At 70.8% G+C, this 17,328-nt stretch carries 17 protein-coding genes; 11 read left to right on the forward strand and 6 right to left on the reverse strand.

Annotated features, from left to right (window positions below; genetic code table 11):
- Window positions 1-93: 93 nt before the first annotated feature.
- Window positions 94-1,218 carry a TIGR03118 family protein gene (locus F3J10_RS27795; RefSeq protein WP_013697262.1) on the reverse strand — a complete coding sequence of 375 codons (1,125 nt, stop codon included), beginning with the start codon at window positions 1,216-1,218 and terminating at the stop codon, window positions 94-96.
- Window positions 1,219-1,703: 485 nt separating this feature from the next.
- Between F3J10_RS27795 and F3J10_RS27800 the strand changes: the two genes are divergently transcribed.
- The gene (locus F3J10_RS27800; protein ID WP_185767469.1) at window positions 1,704-2,309 is read left to right on the forward strand and encodes a superoxide dismutase; all 606 of its coding nucleotides are present in this window, start codon (window positions 1,704-1,706) and stop codon (window positions 2,307-2,309) included.
- 26 nt (window positions 2,310-2,335) lie between these two features.
- Window positions 2,336-2,875 carry a DUF3455 domain-containing protein gene (locus F3J10_RS27805; RefSeq protein WP_167243453.1) on the forward strand — a complete coding sequence of 180 codons (540 nt, stop codon included), beginning with the start codon at window positions 2,336-2,338 and terminating at the stop codon, window positions 2,873-2,875.
- Between the two features lie 49 nt (window positions 2,876-2,924).
- Here the strand turns inward: F3J10_RS27805 and F3J10_RS27810 are convergent, their stop codons facing one another.
- Both F3J10_RS27810 and F3J10_RS27815 read right to left on the reverse strand, forming a co-directional pair.
- The gene (locus F3J10_RS27810; protein ID WP_167243454.1) at window positions 2,925-3,518 is read right to left on the reverse strand and encodes a GNAT family N-acetyltransferase; all 594 of its coding nucleotides are present in this window, start codon (window positions 3,516-3,518) and stop codon (window positions 2,925-2,927) included.
- A gap of 179 nt (window positions 3,519-3,697) precedes the next feature.
- A complete protein-coding gene (locus tag F3J10_RS27815; protein ID WP_167243455.1) occupies window positions 3,698-4,129 on the reverse strand; it encodes a PRC-barrel domain-containing protein in 432 nt (143 codons plus the stop codon).
- A 364-nt stretch (window positions 4,130-4,493) separates the two neighbouring features.
- Here F3J10_RS27815 and F3J10_RS27820 point away from each other — a divergent pair, with 364 nt between their 5' ends.
- From F3J10_RS27820 to F3J10_RS27845, 6 genes are all read left to right on the forward strand, one after another.
- Window positions 4,494-5,102, forward strand: coding sequence for a hypothetical protein (locus tag F3J10_RS27820; protein WP_167243456.1), 609 nt, complete (start codon window positions 4,494-4,496; stop codon window positions 5,100-5,102).
- Window positions 5,103-5,254: 152 nt separating this feature from the next.
- Window positions 5,255-6,388: a Ku protein gene (locus F3J10_RS27825; protein ID WP_167243457.1), complete on the forward strand. Its 1,134-nt coding sequence runs from the start codon at window positions 5,255-5,257 to the stop codon at window positions 6,386-6,388.
- Between the two features lie 26 nt (window positions 6,389-6,414).
- On the forward strand, window positions 6,415-9,105 hold the full coding sequence (ligD, locus tag F3J10_RS27830; RefSeq protein ID WP_167243458.1) for a DNA ligase D: 2,691 nt from the start codon (window positions 6,415-6,417) through the stop codon (window positions 9,103-9,105).
- Window positions 9,106-9,303: 198 nt separating this feature from the next.
- Entirely contained in the window at window positions 9,304-9,957 is a 654-nt protein-coding gene (locus tag F3J10_RS27835) for a TetR/AcrR family transcriptional regulator (RefSeq protein WP_167243459.1), read from the forward strand.
- Window positions 9,958-10,181: 224 nt separating this feature from the next.
- A complete protein-coding gene (locus F3J10_RS27840; RefSeq protein WP_167234265.1) occupies window positions 10,182-10,568 on the forward strand; it encodes a VOC family protein in 387 nt (128 codons plus the stop codon).
- A gap of 111 nt (window positions 10,569-10,679) precedes the next feature.
- Window positions 10,680-11,345, forward strand: coding sequence for an O-methyltransferase (locus tag F3J10_RS27845; protein WP_036034222.1), 666 nt, complete (start codon window positions 10,680-10,682; stop codon window positions 11,343-11,345).
- A 64-nt stretch (window positions 11,346-11,409) separates the two neighbouring features.
- On the opposite strand, the gene yghU is transcribed toward F3J10_RS27845, so the two are convergent.
- Complete coding sequence (yghU, locus tag F3J10_RS27850; protein ID WP_025099692.1) at window positions 11,410-12,273, reverse strand: glutathione-dependent disulfide-bond oxidoreductase; 864 nt, start codon at window positions 12,271-12,273, stop codon at window positions 11,410-11,412.
- Between the two features lie 474 nt (window positions 12,274-12,747).
- Here yghU and F3J10_RS27855 point away from each other — a divergent pair, with 474 nt between their 5' ends.
- A complete protein-coding gene (locus F3J10_RS27855; RefSeq protein ID WP_025099693.1) occupies window positions 12,748-13,761 on the forward strand; it encodes an NAD(P)-dependent alcohol dehydrogenase in 1,014 nt (337 codons plus the stop codon).
- A gap of 114 nt (window positions 13,762-13,875) precedes the next feature.
- Here F3J10_RS27855 and F3J10_RS27860 read toward each other — a convergent pair whose 3' ends face one another.
- On the reverse strand, window positions 13,876-15,387 hold the full coding sequence (locus tag F3J10_RS27860; RefSeq protein WP_167243460.1) for a CoA-acylating methylmalonate-semialdehyde dehydrogenase: 1,512 nt from the start codon (window positions 15,385-15,387) through the stop codon (window positions 13,876-13,878).
- 137 nt (window positions 15,388-15,524) lie between these two features.
- Between F3J10_RS27860 and F3J10_RS27865 the strand changes: the two genes are divergently transcribed.
- Complete coding sequence (locus F3J10_RS27865) at window positions 15,525-16,481, forward strand: LysR family transcriptional regulator (RefSeq protein ID WP_025099696.1); 957 nt, start codon at window positions 15,525-15,527, stop codon at window positions 16,479-16,481.
- A gap of 13 nt (window positions 16,482-16,494) precedes the next feature.
- Here the strand turns inward: F3J10_RS27865 and F3J10_RS27870 are convergent, their stop codons facing one another.
- Entirely contained in the window at window positions 16,495-16,893 is a 399-nt protein-coding gene (locus F3J10_RS27870; RefSeq protein ID WP_103691065.1) for a nuclear transport factor 2 family protein, read from the reverse strand.
- An 81-nt stretch (window positions 16,894-16,974) separates the two neighbouring features.
- Between F3J10_RS27870 and F3J10_RS27875 the strand changes: the two genes are divergently transcribed.
- A partial coding sequence (locus F3J10_RS27875) for a LysR family transcriptional regulator (protein WP_167243461.1) occupies window positions 16,975-17,328 on the forward strand: 354 nt, incomplete at its 3' end.

Below are 17,328 nucleotides of genomic sequence, written 5' to 3' on the forward strand. Positions count from 1 at the left end.
CGGCATCGGGCGGCGCCGCGAGGCGCGCGCGCCGATGCCGCCCGGGTGGCGCCGGACGCGCCGCATGGCGGGCAGCCCGGCGCGTCGCCCAGGTCACGGCGTGACGTCGATGCGGCCGTAGACGCCGGTGGTCGGCGTCGGGCCGGCCGCGTAGAACAGCGTGTTGCTCGGCTGGTTGGCGGCATTGTTGCCGAACGACATGCCCCAGATGCCGGCCTGCTTGAAGGTCGAGCCGTCCGGGTTCGGCAGCGCGCCGATCAGCGCGTTGCTGTTCGGGTCGAACACGTCGACGGTGCCGTCGCCGAAGTTGCCGACCAGCAGGTCGTTGCTGGCCGAGCCGAAGTTCGACGGCGCGATCACCATGCCCCACGGCGAGTTCAGCGTGCCGCCGGTGGCGATGCGCTTGACGAAGTTGCCGGCCGTGTCGAACGCGTCGACCACGCCGTTGCCCGCGCCGTTGACCTGGGTCTTGCCGTTGCTGCCGAGCACCGCGTACGAGACGTAGACGGTATTGCCGATCGCCGCGATGCCGAACGGCGAGAAGCCGGCCGGCAGGTTCGGGTCGACGAACTTGCCGACCAGGATCTTGTTGAAGGCGCGGTCGAAGGTGTCGACCTTCTTGTTGTGGAAGTCGGTCGCGTAGATCACGTTCGCGCCGCCGTTCACGCCGATCGCGAGGCCCTTGTAGACCGCGCCGCCGGTGCCGTCGTCATAGGCGTTGACGGCCTGGGTCGGCAGCACCTTGGGCGACCACGCGGCGATCGTGCCGGCGTCGGTGGCCCACATGAACACGGCATTGCTGGCCGCGCCGCCGTTCGCGCTGATCTGGAAGTCGGCGGCGGTCTTGTTGAACACGATGCCGGTCGGGCCCGCGGCGGTGCCGGCGGCGTTCGCCGGGATCGTCACCACCAGCGATTGCGGCACGCCGTTGCCGTCATAGAGCGTCGACAGGTGCGTGTTGTTGTCCGAGACCCACATCACGCCGGTCGGGTTGAACGCAATGCCCCAGCCGTTCTTCAGGTTCGGGTCGATGTTGGCGGCGGTGGCGCTGCCGTCCGACACCAGGGTGGTCGACTTGAACTGGGTCTTCAGCGCCGGCGGCGGCGGGGTGGTGCTCGCGGGCGGGGTGCTGTTGTCGTCTCCGCCACCGCATGCGGCGAGCGTGAAGGCCGTGACGGCGGCCAGCGCGGCCAGGGCTGCAATGCGTTTCACTTTCATGATGGATTCCTGATGGATAAGTTGGGCTACCGGTCCGGCCGGGCACGAATCGGCCGGACAGACGCAAGGACGGCGCGGGCCTTTCGGGCCACCGTGTCCCCCGACATCGGCTGCGGAACACGCGTTCGTCGAGTGCAAAACACGAGGCGCCGGAATTTATTCCATCGTGTTTCGGGGTGTTGGCGAGGTGTAAAGAAACGGGCGGGCGAGACCGAAAATCAGCCCGGTCCGATGGAATAGCGGCACGAGATCGGGTGTTCTGGGGATATCGGACGCACCGCAGGCCAAACCGGCGCGCCCGGCGCTCAACCCACACATACGAGGTCCTGGCCATGCTGAATTCGAATCTTTCGCGTCGCCGCCTGCTGGGCGGCCTGTCCTTCGCCTCGCTCGGGCTCGCGCTGTCGCGCGTGGCCTTCGGCGAGATGTCGCGCGCCGAGACGGCCGGCGCCGGCGCGCCGGTGCTGCGTACCGTGCCGGCCTTCCTGGGCAGCTCGCCGCAGACGCTGCCGCCGCTGCCCTATGCCGAGAACGCGCTGGAGCCCACCATCTCGGCGCGCACCATCGGCTTTCATTACGGCAAGCATCACCGCGCCTACTTCGACAACCTGCACAAGCTGCTGGCCGGCACGCCGCTGCAGCAGGCCTCGCTCGAACAGGTGATCATGCAGTCGCACGGCGTGCCGGAGATGGCCGACGTGTTCAACAACGCCGCCCAGGCCTGGAACCACAACTTCTACTGGAACTCGCTGGCGCCCGAGGCGAGCGCGCCGAGCGAGAAGCTGAAGGCCGCGATCGAGCGCAAGTTCGGCTCGATGGAGGCGCTCACCAAGGCGCTGGTGGCCACCTCGGCCTCGCAGTTCGGCAGCGGCTGGGGCTGGCTGGTGCTGGACGGCGGCGAGCTGGCGGTGGTCAAGACCGGCAATGCCGAGACGCCGTTCACGCGCGGCGCGGCGCCCTTGCTGACGGTCGACGTCTGGGAACACGCCTACTACCTCGATTACCAGAACCGCCGCCCCGACTACCTGGTCGCGACGGTCTCGCGTCACCTGAACTGGGCGTTCGCCTCGGCGAACTTCGAGCGCGTCTGAGCACGCGCGATCCTGAGGAAGCAGCGATGTCGAAACCAATCCTGAAAACCGGCGCCTCGGCGCTGTTGGCCGCGGCGGCGATGCTCGCGCTCGGCGCCTGCGCGATGGCGCCGACGGCCGGCGCCACGCCGGCGGTGGCGGGCGCCTCGATCGAGCCGCCCGCGGGCCAGCAACTGGCGGCGCTCGAAGCCTCGGGCGTGCAGATCTACAGTTGCGAGTTCAATGCGCAGCATCAGCTGCAATGGAACTTCAAGCGCCCCTCGGCGATGCTCTACGACGCGAGCGGCAGGGAAGTCGTGCTGCACGGCGCGGGGCCGTCCTGGGAAGCCGGCGACGGCAGCCGCGTGGTCGGCCGCGTGCTGGCGCAAAAGCCCAGCGATACGCCGGGCAGCATCCCGCAACTGCTGCTGGAGACGCACGGCACCGGCGGCGCGGGGATGCTGGCCGAGGTGCGCTACGTGCAGCGCCTGAACACCGTCGGCGGCCTGGCGCCGAGCGCGCCTTGCGCCAGCGAGCACCAGGAGGGCAGCACGCCCTACCTGGCTCGCTACGTGTTCTATCGTTGATCGGGAAACGGGCGCGGCGGCCGGCTGGAGCTGCCGCGCGGCGCGCGGCTCAGCGGCCGGCCAGGTCGCTCAACGAGGGCGTCGCGGCCGCGACGGGGCGAGGGTCCTTGGCGAGCAGGCCATAGATCGCGCTGTCCGATACGTCGTCGCCAACCTGCCAGCGCTCGCGCAGCAGCCCCTCGCGCACGAAGCCGAGCCGTTCCAGCACGCGCGCCGAAGCCTCATTGCGCGGATCGATGTCGGCCTCGAGCCGGCGCAGTCCCACCGTATCGAAGGCGTGGTCTAGCAGGGCCGATCCCGCCTCCGTCATATAACCGTTGCGCCAGCAACGACGTTGCAGCGAAAAGCCGATCTGCGCGCGGCGGCATTGCGCGTCGTGATCGAACAGGCTGCAGTCGCCGATCGGCTCGCCGGTCGCCAGCAACTCCACCACGCACACCAGATCCTCGCCATGGGCCGAGCGCGCCGCCAGGCGCGAGGTGCGCTCGATCGCCTGGGCGGGATCGGTCATCGGCGGGAACGAGAAATAACGCATCGCATCGGCATCGGACCACAGCGCGAAGCCGGCGCGCCAGTCGTCCTCGCGCATCGGGCGCAGGCGCAGCCGGCGGGTGGTGATGGTCACGGGTTCGAATGCCGGCATGGCGGTCTCGCGAGGGTAAAAAAAGCGACCTTACACGATTCGCCGCGGCATCGGCACGCGAGCTTGAAAGCGTGCGAAGGCGCAGCCGTGCCGGCCCCGCATCAGGGGCCGGCGCGCCAACGCTTCGCATCGGCCGACAGCGTTACGCATGCCGGCGGTCGATGCGCCCGGCGATGCCTTCAGGCCGGCTTGCCGAAATGCCGGTCGACGGCGGCGACCCATTCCTCGTGTTGCGCGGCGGAACCGCCTTGGTTGTCGAAGGGCGGCGCGGCCAGCACGCGTTCGGCGGTCGCCGCGACGGCCAGTCCCTGGCCTTCGGTGTCGGCGGACAGCGCCTGCCAGGGGATTGCGATCACGCGGTCCGGATGGCCCTCGGCGGTGGTGACCAGCACGTGCGTGATGCGCCCGTGGCCGAGGTCGAGCAGCACGTCGCTGACGTGGCCGATGTCGGCGCCGTCGGTGGCGCGCACGCCCACGCCCTCGAAACGGTGGCCCGGGATCGGATGCTCGCCGCTCGGGGCCTGGCCGTGGAAGCGGACCAGCGGCCCGCTGGGGGGGCCGCTGGACGCTTCCTTGGGCGTATCGGTCGAAGCTGGGGTGTCGGTTTTCATCGCGGTTCCTCGATAAGGGCGCGGGCGGCTCCCATGACGGGCTGCTGCACCGCAACGGAAAGGGGCGGATCGGCGGGACGCAGCAAGCCGTCGACGGGGACCGATCCGAACCGGTCGAACATGCTTCGATTCGCAATCCGCATGCCATCGGCGCGCCGCCCGGTTGCCGTCGCGGCCACACCGGGCTCTGACCTTTTTACAAGCGCATGCAGCTTTTTCGCGCCGGGCGGGCGGGGATCGCGGGTGCCGGCGTGGAAGGGCGCGGGCGCGTTACGGCGCGTCGGCGGCACGGGGCTTGCGGCAATCGGGGCCAGGCGGGCTTGGCATCGTCTTGCGAGCCGGCAACTGTTTTTCGGAGGGCATCATGTTTCACGGCAAGGCCAGACATCGCGGTGTGCACGAATTGCTGTACCAGGCGTTCGAAGCCGAACTCGGCGGCGCCCAGGTGTATCGCGCGGCCCTGTCCTGCGTGCACGATCCCGCCCTGCACGAGACCTGGGAGCGCCATCATCGGCAGAGCCTGCATCACCAGGACATGCTGCGCGCGATCTTCCGCGGCCTCGGGCTCGACGAACTGATCCAGACGCCGGGCCGGCTCGCGGTGGCCGAGACCGGCAAGGCGCTGGTCAACGTGATCGAGCTGGCGCGCCGCAACGCCTCGCCGGCGGATGCGCAGATCATCGCCGCCGAATGCGTGCTGCTGGCCGAAACCAAGCGGAACCTGAACTGGGAATTGATCGGCCGGGCGGCGGAGCAACTGTCCGGCGACGCGGCCAGCTTACTGAGGGAGGCGCACGATGCGGTGGCAGCGCAGGAGGATCATCGTCTGTATCGCACCCGGGAATGGGCGCGCGGCATGTGGCTCGCCGCGATGGGTTTCCCGGCCGTCCTGCCGCCGCCCGAGACGGGGCGCGACGGCGCGCCCGCGGCCGATGCGGCGCAGGCTGCACGCGCGCGCGGCAAGATGATGTAGGCCCGGGCCGGCGGCAGCGGCGGGGCGGGCGAGCGCGGCGTGTCGCGCGAGTGTGGATGGCACGCGGCTTGCGTTGGCTTGTGTCGTATCGATGCTCGATCGCGATGCGGCCGGCGCGGCGCTCGCGGTCCCACCACCTACAGGAGCCGTGCATGCCGTCGATGATATGGAAGGGCGCGGTCAGCTTCGGCCTGGTCCACGTGCCGGTGCAACTGGTGCCGGCCACGCGCACCGTCAAGCCCTCGTTCCGGATGCTTGATCGCCGCTCGATGGACCCGATCGGCTACCGTCGCGTCAACAAGCGCACCGGCCGCGAGGTCGCGCACGACGATATCGTGCGCGGCTACGAATACGAGAAGGAACGCTACGTGGTCCTCAGCGATGAGGAGATCCGCGCGGCCAATCCCGAGTCGACGCAGAGCGTCGACATTCTCACCTTCGTGGAGGCCTCGGCCGTCTCCTTCCTCTATCTCGACACGCCTTATTATCTGGTGCCGGACCGCCATGGCGAGAAGGTCTATGCGCTGTTGCGCGACGCGCTGGTCGAGACCGGGCGGATCGGCATCGCGCTGGTGGTGATGCGCGACCGGCAGCATCTGGCCGCGCTGATCCCGGTGGGCCCGGTGCTCGCGCTCGACACGCTGCGCTGGCAGGACGAGTTGCGCCCGCTCGACGAGCTGCGGGTGGGCGGCAAGCGCGAACGCGGCGAGAGCCTCAGCGCGAGGGAGCGCAAGATGGCGCAGAAGCTGATCGAGGACATGTCGGGCGACTGGCAGCCCGACGAGTATCGCGACACGTTTCGCGAGGACATCCTCGCCCTGGTCGATCGCAAGGTGAAGGCGGGCAAGTCGAAGACCATCGAGACGCCGCACGAGACCCGACCGTCGACGACGGGTTCGAACGTGCTCGACCTGACCGAGCTGCTGCGGCGCAGTCTCGGAGGTGGTGGAGGGCGTCGCGGCTCGGCTCGCGATGGCGAGGCAGGGGAGGCGGCGCCGCGCAAGCGTGCCGGCAAGGCGGCGGGCGCGGCGAGGAACGGAAAGGCCGCGAAGGCCACCAAGGCCACCAAGGCCACCAAGGCCACCAAGGCAGCGAAGGACGCGAAGGCAACGAAGGGCGCCGCCGCGCGCAAGTCGGCTGCCAAGCCCACCGCGGCAAGGAAATCGACCGCTTCGAAATCGAAGCCGACCACCGCCGGTAGCGCGAAGCGCAAGGCGAAGGCCGCCGGGCCGACGGCGACGCGCAAGGGCGCGGCGGCCGGCACCGGCCACAAGCGCGCCGCCTGAGGCACGCGCGAGGAGGATCGCCACCGATGGCCAGCAAGCTCGCCGAATACCAGCGCAAACGCCGCTTCGACGCGAGCCCGGAACCGGCCGGCAAGCGCGGCGCCCAGGCGCGCCCGCGCCACGATTCCGAGCGCGAGTTGCACTTCGTGGTGCAGGAGCATCACGCGCGGCGCCTGCATTACGACTTCCGCCTCGAACTCGACGGCGTGCTGAAGTCCTGGGCGGTGCCGAAGGGGCCGAGCACCGAACCGGCCGAGAAGCGGCTCGCGGTGCATGTCGAGGATCACCCGCTCGACTATGCCGGCTTCGAGGGCGAGATACCGCCCGGCCACTACGGCGCGGGCAGCGTGCGCATCGACGACCAGGGCGTCTGGCGGCCCGATGGCGGTATCGCCGGCGCGCGGCGCGGCTATCGCGAGGGCAAGCTCAGTTTCGAACTCGAGGGCCGTCGTCTGCATGGACGCTGGTCGCTGGTGCGCACGCATCTTCCCGAGCGCAACGGCAAGTCGTCGTGGCTGCTGATCAAGGCGCGCGACGAGCAGGCGGGCTCGCCGGGCGGCGAGCGCATCAAGGCCGCGCGCAAGCAGCCGGCCACGGCGGCGTCCAAGCGTGCCGGCGAGCGTGCCGAAATGCATGGCGACAAGCACGCCGAGAAGCACGCCGAGAAGCACGCCGAAACGCACGCCGAGAAGCGCGGCGCACCACCGCCACGCGGCAAGCGCGCGGCGGATCGCGCCGGCCGGCGCGAGGCCCTGCCGGCCACGCTCGCGCCGCAGTTGGCGACGCTCGTGGCCGCGCCGCCCGAGGGCGAGGACTGGCGCTACGAGATGAAGTTCGACGGCTATCGCGTGCTGATCCGCATTGCCGGCCGCGGCCGCCGACGCTCGGTGCAGGTGTTCACGCGCGAGGGCAAGGACTGGAGCGCGAAATTCCGCCGGCAATGCGCCGCGCTCGCCGACCTGCCGGTGAACAACGCCTGGCTGGACGCCGAGGCCGTGGTGCTCGACGCGCGCGGCCTGCCCGATTTCGGGGCCCTGCAGCAGGCGCTGTCGGCCGGCGAGGACGCCGCCATCGTGTTCTTCGTGTTCGACCTGCCCTTTCTCGATGGCAGGGCGCTGGCCGACCTGCCGCTCGATACGCGCCGCGAGCGGCTGGCGGCGTGTTTCGGCGACGCGGGCGGGCAAGCCGTGCAGCTTTCGCCGACGCTCGAGGGCGAGCCGGCCGAGCTGCTCGCCGCGGCGGCACGGGCCGGCCTCGAAGGCCTGATCGGCAAGCGCGCCGACAGCCCTTATCGCGCCGGGCGCAGCGCGTCGTGGATCAAGCTGAAGTGCCGCCAGCGCCAGGAATTCGTGATCGGCGGCTTCAGCGAGCCGCGCGGCAGCCGCAGCGGATTCGGCGCGTTGCTGCTCGGCGTGCACGAGCGGCCCGCGCAAGGGCGTCGCCGTGCCGGCGAGCTGGCTTATGTCGGCCGCGTCGGCACCGGGTTCGATCGGCGCGCGCTCGACGCGATCGCGGCCAGGCTGCGAAAGATCGAACGCGGCGACGCGCCGTTCGCGCTGCCGCCGGCCGAACGCGGCGACGCGGTGCACTGGGTCGAGCCGCGGCTGGTGGCCGAATGCGAGTTCGCGGGCTGGACCGCCGACGGCCTGGTCCGGCAGGCTGCCTTCATCGCCTTGCGCGAGGACAAGCCGGCCGGGCAGATCGTCAGGGAAACGGCTGCGCCCGCCGGCGGGCAACCGACAGGAGGCAGGATGAGGACCGATCATCAGGCGCCGGGCTCGCGCTCGCGCGGCAAGGCCGCGAACCGCGCCACCGGCAGGAACGACGACGCCACGGTGGCGGGCGTGCGCGTCACGCATCCCGAGCGCGTGGTCGATACCGAGAGCGGCCTGCGCAAGATCGACGTGGTCCGCTATTACGCGGCGATCGCCGAGCACCTGCTGCCGCAGCTCGCGGGACGGCCGGTTTCGCTGGTGCGCTACATGAAGGGCATCGACGGGCCGTCCTTCTTCCAGAAGCACGCGGGCCCGCGCGGCATGGGCTTCGTCACGCGCCACCCCGGCCTCGATCCCGGGCACGACGCGCTGATCACGCTCGACGATCGCGAGGCGCTGGTCGGCGCCGCGCAGTTCGACGCGCTCGAATTCCACACCTGGAATGCCTGCGTGGACCGCATCGAGCGGCCCGACCGGCTGGTGTTCGACCTCGATCCCGACCCGGCCTTGCCGTGGCGCGCGATGATCGAGGCGGCCCAGGCGCTGCGCGCGCTGCTCGACGCGCTGGGGCTGCCGTGCTTCTGCAAGACCAGCGGCGGCAAGGGCCTGCACCTGGTGGTGCCGATCACGCGCCACGCTTCCTGGGACCAGGCGCGCGATTTCTCGCAGGCGGTGGCGCAGCACCTGGCCGGCGTCGCGCCGGAGCGTTTCTCGGCGAAGATGGGCGCGCAGAACCGCAAGGGCCGCATCTTCGTCGACTACCTGCGCAACGGGCGCGGCGCCAGCACGGTGGCGGCCTGGTCGGCGCGGGCGCGGCCGGGGATGGGCGTGTCGGTGCCGATCGATTGGGATGAGCTGCCCGATACCCGCGGCGGCGCGCAATGGACCATCGCCGAGGTGCCGCAGCGGCTGGCCTCGCTGCGGCGCGATCCCTGGAACGGCTACGAGGCGGCGCGCCGGCGGCTCACCGCGGCCATGCGCGAGCGCCTGGGCAAGCTCTGAGCGGCGGCGCGGCGCCGGCTGGCGACGGTGTTCCGCGCCGGAATTCGCCGCGCGGCCGGCTCTGGGCCTGTCTTGAAGCCGCTTTGAGCACGCCTCGAGCGGTGCCCGCTTCGTACCTCGCCTTGAGCCCAGTTCGAACCCCGCCGGCGCTCGCGCCTTTGTACAATGCGCGAATCCTGTCCCCGCCCGCGCCCGCCGATGACCGACCGTCCCCGCCGCCCCCGCCGCCCCCGCCTGCAACCGCGCAAGAACCCGACCCAGCCGCGCGCGGCCGGGACGGTCGCCGCGATCGTCGAGGCGGCCGCGCAGGTGCTGGAGACGCGCGGCATCGAGGGCTTCAACACCAATGCGGTGGCCGAGCGGGCCGGCGTCAGCATCGGCTCGCTCTACCAGTATTTCCCCGGCAAGGACGCGCTGACCGTGGCCCTGATGCAGCGCGAGACGCAGCGCTTCGTCGAGGACATGGACCGGGCGATGGCGGAGCCCGACGGCATGGTGGCGCTCGGCCTGCTGATCGGCGCGGCCGTGCGCCAGCAGTTGCAGCGGCCGATGCTGGCGCGCCTGCTCGACGAGCAGGAGGCGAGCCCCGCGCTGCGCGACGCGGTGGACTGCGACGGCATGGACACGCCGGTGGCGGCGATCCTGCGGCGCCTGCTGCCGGCGGGCGATGCGCGCGCCGCGCATGCGGCCGTCGATCTGGGCGAGATCATCCACGTCATGGTCGACAGCGCCGGCGCGCGCGGCGAGCAGGACATCGCCAGCCTCGAGACGCGCCTGCGCGCCGCCGTGTTCGGTTATCTGAGGGAGTTGGGCTTGCTGCCCGCTGCCGCGCCGGCCGGGCCTTCGGCCTGACTACGCGCGGCTCGACCCGCCGAAATGTGAGCAAGCGCGGCCGGCACGCTCCGGCCGATTCGCCCAAACCCCGCCACGGCGCGGCTCGCGGGCCGCTTCGGCGCGCCGCCGCGATGCGAGTAGCCGAATGTGAGCGCGGGCTCGTATTCTGATCGTCATCGGCAGCTGGCATTGGGGCCAGCGCCCGTACCCCGAGCACGATCATGAACGACTTCACCCACCGCATGAAACTGAACCACCTGAGCTTCCCCTCGGCCGACGCGACGGCCACGGCGGCCTTCTTCGAGCGCCATCTCGGCTTCACCATCGCCGGCACCTGGGACCGCTCCTACATCCTCAAGCGTCCCGGCTTCGACGTGGTGATCGAACACGCGGCCGACGAGGTGCCGGCCTGGCCCCGCAACTTCCACGCGGGATTCGAGCTGCCCGACCTGGCGGCTGTCACGGCCCTGCGCGCGCGGCTGGTGGAGGCGGGCGTGCCGATGGAAACCGACATCTTCAACAACGGCCGCGGCTCGCGTTTCTTCTGCCGCGCCCCCGGCGGCGTGATGTTCGAGCTGAACACGCGCGACGACGCCTCGCCCGAGTATCGCGGCAGCTTCGACGACTGAGTCGCGCCGACCTCCATCGAATCGCGGCCCGTCGCCGGATCGATTCGTCATCCTACTGATCGGGCGCGGTGCCGTCGCGCATCGCGCCCTCCCGACCGGAGTGATCCATTCATGAGCACCCTGACCACCGCGCCGCTCGCACCGCTGCTCGAACGCCTGTTCGCCGAAGCCGATGCCGCCAGGCCGCAGATGAGCCGCGCCGTCGCCGAACTGCCGCCCGGCGAACTGACGCGGCTGATGCAGAGCAAGACCGAGTACCTCGATTTTTATGCGCGCCTGAAGGACCTGCCGCTGCCGGTCTCGCGCGAGACCGGCATCCTGCTGTACCAACTGGCGCGCGGCGCCGGGGCGCGCCATATCGTCGAGTTCGGCACCTCGTTCGGCATCTCGACGCTGCACCTGGCCGCCGCGCTGCGCGACAACGGCGGCGGCCGGCTCGTCAGTTGCGAGTTCGAGCCCTCGAAGATCGAGCGCGCGCGCCGCAACCTGGCCGAGGGCGGGCTGGCCGACCTGGTCGAGATCCGCGAGGGCGATGCGCTGCGCACGCTGGCCGCCGACCTGCCCGAGTCGATCGACCTGGTGCTGCTCGACGGCGCGAAGTCGCTGTATCCCGCGGTGCTGGCGCTGCTGGAAAGCCGGCTGCGTCCCGGCGCCTTCGTGATCGCCGACAACGCCGAGCACAGCCCCGAGTATCTCGAGCGCGTGCGCTCGCCCGCGCAGGGTTACCTGTCGACGCCCTTCGGCGGCGACGTGGAACTGTCGCTGCGGCTCGGCTGAGCGGGGGGCGTCTCGGCGCCGATCCCTGGATCGACGCCGTGCCCGGATGATGCCCGGGCGATGCTCAGGCGCGCGTCGCCGGCGCGAAGCGGTCCAGGTCGGCGCTGCTGTGACGCTCGTGCTGCTGCTCGGCCTCGTCGCCGCGCGCGCGATTGACGTGGCGCCCGCGCTTCACCGCCGGGCGTTCCCGGATCTCCTCGGCCCAGCGCAGCAGGTGCTGGTACTGTTTGACGTCGAGGAATTCGGCGGCGCCGTACAGGTCGCCGAGCACCAGGCCGCCGTACCACGGCCAGATGGCGATGTCGGCGATCGTGTAGCTGTCGCCGGCGATGTAGCGGCGCTCGGCCAGCAGCTTGTCGAGCACGTCGAGCTGGCGCTTGGTTTCCATCGTGAAGCGGTCGATCGGGTATTCGAGCTTCTCCGGCGCGTAGGCGTAGAAATGCCCGAAACCGCCGCCCACATAGGGCGCCGAGCCCATCTGCCAGAACAGCCAGTTCAGCGTTTCCGCGCGCGCGGCCGCGTCGCTCGGCACCAGCGCGCCGAACTTGTCGGCGAGGTACAGCAGGATCGAACCCGATTCGAACACGCGCACCGGCTGCGCGCCGCTGCGATCGACCAGGGCCGGGATCTTCGAGTTCGGATTGATGCCGACGAAGCCGCTGCCGAACTGCTCACCGTCGATGCGGATCAGCCAGGCGTCGTATTCGGCGCCCGCGTGGCCCAGCGCGAGCAATTCCTCCAGCATCACGCCGATCTTCACGCCATTGGGGGTCGCCAGCGAATAGAGCTGCAGCGGATGCTTGCCGACCGGCAGTTCCCGTTCGTGCGTGGCGCCCGACACCGGGCGGTTGATGTTGGCGAACTGGCCGCCCGAAGGCGCGCGAGGGGTCCAGACGGCGGGCGGGGTGTAGGCGGAATCCTGGCTCATGCGATGTTCTCCGGGAAAGGCGGCAAAGCAGCAGTAAACGGGACGAGGGCAAGGCGGCAAAGGCGGCCCGCGCGCGGGGCGGGCATCGAGCATGGCACGTCGGCCGACGGGGCCGATCGCGCGCCGGATCGTTACTGTAGTCGGGTTTCGCCGATCTCGCCGAAGGCCGCGCGAAAGCCCCTTGGCGCGGTACGGGATGGGAGGTCGCGCCGGGCGCGCCGAGCCCCGCGCGACGCGGCTCGGCAGGCTGCGCGCGATTTCCGGTTGGCAGCGGGGCGCCCGGGAGGCGATCATTAGGCCCTTGCCGCAAGCGCGGCGAAGCGTGCCTCGAAGCGGGGCACCGTGCCTTCGCCGCGTCGTGCCGTTCGTGCCACTTCGTGCCATTTCGTCAACCGAACCCCAGGAGCCTTGCATGTCCACGCTCATCCAGCCCGTTTCGCTTCACGCCCGCCACGCCGCGCAAGGGAGGCCGGCATGAAGGCCGCCGTCCTGCGCGCACCGGGCGGCCTCGAACGCATCGAGATCCGTGACGTGCCGGATCCGGGCGCGCCCGGCCCGGGCCAGGTCCGCGTCGCGCTGCATGCCACCTCGCTCAACTTCCACGACCTGCTGGTCGCCAAGGGCGCCATCCCGACCGAGGACGGCCGCGTGCTGATGTCGGACGGCGCCGGCGTGGTGGAGGCGGTGGGTGAGGGCGTGACCGAATTCCAGCCCGGCGACGCGGTGGTCTCGCTGTTCTTCCCGCATTGGGTGGACGGTGCCGCCTACCCGGCCGTCGGCGATTTCGCCGGCACGCCGGGCGACGGCGTCGACGGTTTCGCCACCGAGGTGGTGGTGCGCCCGGCCGGCGCCTTCACGCACGCGCCGCGCGGCTGGCGTGCCGCCGAGAGCGCGACCCTCACCACCGCCGGGCTGACCGCCTGGCGCGCGCTGGTGGGTGACGGCGCGCTGAAGGCCGGCGACACCGTGCTCACGCTCGGCACCGGCGGCGTCTCGATCGCCGCGCTGCAGATCGCCCGCGCGATGGGCGCGACCGTGATCGTCACCTCGTCGTCGGACGAGAAGCTCGAAAAGGCCAGCGCGCTCGGCGCGCATCACACCATCAACTACCGGCAGACGCCGGCATGGGGCGCGGTGGCGCGCGAACTGACGGGCGGCCGCGGCGTCGACCACGTGCTCGAACTGGGCGGGCCGGGCACGCTCGCGCAATCGATCGAGGCGGTGCGCGTGGGCGGCCATATCTCGCTGATCGGCGTGCTCACCGGCATGCAGGGCGAGGTGCCGACCGCCGCGCTGATGGCGCGCCAGGCGCGCCTGCAAGGGCTGATCGTCGGCAGCCGGCGCCAGCAGCAGGACTACGTGGCCGCGCTCGAGCGCACCGCGATCCGTCCCGTGATCGACCGCAGCTTCGCGTTCGGCGAACTGGCCGAGGCGTTCCGCTGGCAGGAGCAGGGCGGGCACTTCGGCAAGATCGTGGTGGAGTGGTGATGGCTTGAGGGCGGGGCGGCGACGCCCTGGCCGAGATGAGGAAAGGCCGGCAAGTTCGCTTGCCGGCCTTTTTCGTTGCGGGCTGCGCGAGCCCGAACAATCGCCCTGGAAGTCTTACTTCGCGGTCGGCATCGCGAACTCCGCGCCCTTCTCGATGCTCTCGTTCCAGCGCTGCATGATCGACTTCTGGCGCGTGTAGAAGCGCACGCCTTCCTCGCCGTAGGCGTGCATGTCGCCGAACAGGCTGCGCTTCCAGCCGCCGAAGCCGTGCCAGGCCATCGGCACCGGGATCGGCACGTTGATGCCGACCATCCCCACCTCGATGCGGCGGCCGAACTCGCGCGCCACGTGGCCGTCGCGCGTGAAGCAGGCCACGCCATTGCCGAACTCGTGGGCGTTGATCAGGTCGATCGCCTCGCCCATGTCCTTGACGCGCACGCAGGCCAGCACCGGGCCGAAGATCTCTTCCTTGTAGATGCGCATCTCGGGCGTGACGTGGTCGAACAGCGTGCCGCCCGTGAAGAAGCCGTGCTCGTGGCCTTGCACCTTGTGGCCGCGGCCGTCCACCACCAGCTCGGCGCCTTCCTCGACGCCCAGGCCGATATAGCCTTCGATACGCTCCAGCGCCTGGCGCGTGACGATCGGGCCCATTTCCGACTCGGCGTTCATGCCGTCGCCAATCTTCAGCGTGCGGGCACGCTCGGCCAGGCGCGGCACGATCTTGTCGGCCACGTCGCCCACCAGCACCGCCACCGAGATCGCCATGCAGCGCTCGCCGGCCGAGCCGTAGCCGGCGCCGATCAGCGCGTCGACGGCCGTGTCGAGATCCGCGTCGGGCATCACCACCATGTGGTTCTTGGCGCCGCCCAGGGCCTGCACGCGCTTGCCGTGCTTGGCGCCGGTCTCGTAGATGTAGTTCGCGATCGGGGTCGAGCCGACGAAGCTGACGGCCTTGACGTCGCGATGCTCGAGCAGCGCATCGACCACTTCCTTGTCGCCCTGCACCACGTTGAAGATGCCGTCCGGCAGCCCGGCTTCCTTGAGCAGGCCGGCCATGAACAGCGCGGCCGAAGGGTCGCGCTCGCTGGGCTTGAGGATGAAGGCGTTGCCGGCGGCGATCGCCACCGGGAACATCCAGCACGGCACCATGCAGGGGAAGTTGAACGGCGTGATGCCGGCCACCACGCCGAGCGCCTGGCGGGTGGTCCAGTTGTCGATGCCGGTCGAGACCTGCTCCGTGTAGTCGCCCTTGAGCAGTTGCGGGATGCCGCAGGCGAACTCGATCACGTCGATGCCGCGCGAGACCTCGCCCTGCGCGTCGCTGAACACCTTGCCGTGCTCGGCCGTGATGATCGCGGCCAGCTCGTCGCGGCGCTGGTTCATCAGTTCCAGGAAGCGCAGCATGACGCGCGCGCGGCGGATCGGCGGCGTGTTGCTCCAGCCGGTGAAGGCCTGCTTGGCCGACGCGACCGCGGCGTCCACGTCGCGCGTGTCGCCCAGGCGCAGCGTGCGGGCGATGTCGCCGGTGGCCGGGTTGTAGACGGGCTGCGAGCGCTGGCCGTGGCCGGCGGTGCGCTGGCCGCCGATGAAGTGTTCGACGTCGCTGCGATCGTTGTAGGCGTTCATGGGCTCCTCCAGGATGTCCAGGGTAAGGCGGTTCGATGTCTGGCAGTGTAGGAGCCCGGCCGGGCGATGGATATACACTGTCGGTGAAATCATTGTTTAAAAAACTGAACAATCATCCGACCGATCCACGATCCATCATGCCGAGCGAATCCATCGAAAGCCTGTGGGCCCACCTGCACTGGCTGACCGTGCTGGCCGACCAGGGCAGCTACACGGCCGCGGCGGGCCGCCTGGGCGTGAGCAAGGCCGCCGTGAGCCTGAAGATCGCCGAACTCGAGCGCGCCGCCGGCGTGCCGCTGGTGCAGCGCACCACGCGCAGCGTGCGGCTCACCGAGGCGGGGCGGCATCTGGTGGACGAGACGCGGCCGCTCTACGATCGCATCGCGCAGAGCTTCTCCGGCGTGCGCGATACCGCCGAGGTGGTGCGCGGCAGCCTGCGCGTGAGCGCGCCGGTGGCGCTGGCGCGCCAGCAACTGGTGCCGCGCCTGGCCGAGTTCCGGCGCCGCCATCCCGAGGTGCGGATCCAGCTCGACGTGTCGGATCGGCTGGTGTCGCTGGCCACCGAGGGTTACGACCTGGCGATCCGCCACAGCGCCTCGGCGCCCGAGACGCACGTGGCCTGGCAGCTGTGCCGCACCGTGTCGCTGCTGGTGGCCACGCCCGCCTACCTGGCCGCGCGCGGCCGGCCGGGCCATCCCGACGAACTGGCCGGCCACGATTGCCTGTTCTATCCACGCAGCCACGATTCGGCGGCCTGGACCTTCGAGCGCGCCGGCACACGCCGTCAGCGCGCCGCGCGCGTCACGGTGCCGATCGCCGGGCCGTTCTGCGCCAACAACAGCGAGGTGCTGCGCGACGCGGCGCTCGACGATCTCGGCATCGCGCTGCTGCCCGATTTCTCGGCGGTGGCCGCGCTGCAGGCCGGCACGCTGGTGCGCGTGCTGCCCGAGTGGCGGCCGGTGGGCGTGTTCGCCGAGCAGTTGCTGGCGGTGCGGCCCTACGCGACGCATGTGCCGCGCGTGGTGACGGCCTTTGTGGCCTATCTGCGCGAGGCCTTCGCGCAGGGGTTCGGCGAGGCGGGCGAGGGCGCCTGAGCGCGGCGCCGGATCAGGAGAACTGCGTGCCGACCGCCTCGCGGATCGGATGCGTGTCGTAGACGATCACCAGCTCGGCGATGCGCGCCTCGGCATCGAAGCCGAACACATCGACACAGCGGAACGGTGCCGCCGCGCCGTCGCGCAGCACCCAGTCGTACTGGAAATAGGCGGTGGCGTGAGGCGAGCCGGTCGTGCTCACGGCGATGTCGAGCAGGGTGATGCGGCTCGGGCTCGAAGCGGCGAACAGTTTCGGATAGAAGTCCGCCGGCGCGGCGGTGCCCGCGAGCGGCGAGACGACCCGCGCCCCGGGCGCGAACAGCGCGAGCAGGGCGGCCGCGTCGCCGCGCTCCAGCGCGCCCAGGTAAGCGCGGATTCTCGCCGTGTATAGTGCTGCCGAAGTCTGTTCCATGTCCCGTCTCCTTCGCTCGAGCGGCCTTCGCGGCCGCGGGATCGCGACCGGAGCCGAAGCCGCGACGATAGCGAAACGGCCATGTCCGAACCATCGAAAAATCCGCAAGCCGGGTATGCCGCCGATGCATACCCGCTGGCCGCGCTCACGCGCTCCCTGCCGCCGCTGCCGGCCTACCAGGCCTTCGTGGCGGCCGCGCGGCTCGGTAGCGTGAGCCGCGCCGCCGAGCATCTGTGCCGCACGCAGGGCGCCGTCAGCCGCCAGATCCAGCAGCTCGAGGCGCATGCCGGCCATGCCCTGTTCCTGCGGCACGCGACCGGGCTCCGGCTGACCGCCGCGGGCGAGGCGCTGCTGGCCGTCGCGAGCCAGGCGCTGGCGCTGCTGGGCGCGCAACAGGCGCCGGCCGCGGCGCTCTCGCTGCGCCTGCCCTCGACC

It is taken from the genome of Burkholderia sp. Cy-637, assembly GCF_011753175.1.
In the GTDB taxonomy this organism is placed as follows: Bacteria; Pseudomonadota; Gammaproteobacteria; order Burkholderiales; family Burkholderiaceae; genus Burkholderia; species Burkholderia gladioli.

Bases quoted from the DNA above. Each gene is read 5' to 3' on its own strand.
- F3J10_RS27795 (WP_013697262.1), bottom strand. From the start codon at position 1,218: ATGAAAGTGAAACGCATTGCAGCCCTGGCCGCGCTGGCCGCCGTCACG.
- F3J10_RS27805 (WP_167243453.1), top strand. From the start codon at position 2,336: ATGTCGAAACCAATCCTGAAAACCGGCGCCTCGGCGCTGTTGGCCGCG.
- F3J10_RS27810 (WP_167243454.1), bottom strand. From the start codon at position 3,518: ATGCCGGCATTCGAACCCGTGACCATCACCACCCGCCGGCTGCGCCTG.
- F3J10_RS27815 (WP_167243455.1), bottom strand. From the start codon at position 4,129: ATGAAAACCGACACCCCAGCTTCGACCGATACGCCCAAGGAAGCGTCC.
- F3J10_RS27820 (WP_167243456.1), top strand. From the start codon at position 4,494: ATGTTTCACGGCAAGGCCAGACATCGCGGTGTGCACGAATTGCTGTAC.
- F3J10_RS27825 (WP_167243457.1), top strand. From the start codon at position 5,255: ATGCCGTCGATGATATGGAAGGGCGCGGTCAGCTTCGGCCTGGTCCAC.
- ligD (WP_167243458.1), top strand. From the start codon at position 6,415: ATGGCCAGCAAGCTCGCCGAATACCAGCGCAAACGCCGCTTCGACGCG.
- F3J10_RS27835 (WP_167243459.1), top strand. From the start codon at position 9,304: ATGACCGACCGTCCCCGCCGCCCCCGCCGCCCCCGCCTGCAACCGCGC.
- F3J10_RS27840 (WP_167234265.1), top strand. From the start codon at position 10,182: ATGAAACTGAACCACCTGAGCTTCCCCTCGGCCGACGCGACGGCCACG.
- F3J10_RS27845 (WP_036034222.1), top strand. From the start codon at position 10,680: ATGAGCACCCTGACCACCGCGCCGCTCGCACCGCTGCTCGAACGCCTG.
- yghU (WP_025099692.1), bottom strand. From the start codon at position 12,273: ATGAGCCAGGATTCCGCCTACACCCCGCCCGCCGTCTGGACCCCTCGC.
- F3J10_RS27855 (WP_025099693.1), top strand. From the start codon at position 12,748: ATGAAGGCCGCCGTCCTGCGCGCACCGGGCGGCCTCGAACGCATCGAG.
- F3J10_RS27860 (WP_167243460.1), bottom strand. From the start codon at position 15,387: ATGAACGCCTACAACGATCGCAGCGACGTCGAACACTTCATCGGCGGC.
- F3J10_RS27865 (WP_025099696.1), top strand. From the start codon at position 15,525: ATGCCGAGCGAATCCATCGAAAGCCTGTGGGCCCACCTGCACTGGCTG.
- F3J10_RS27870 (WP_103691065.1), bottom strand. From the start codon at position 16,893: ATGGAACAGACTTCGGCAGCACTATACACGGCGAGAATCCGCGCTTAC.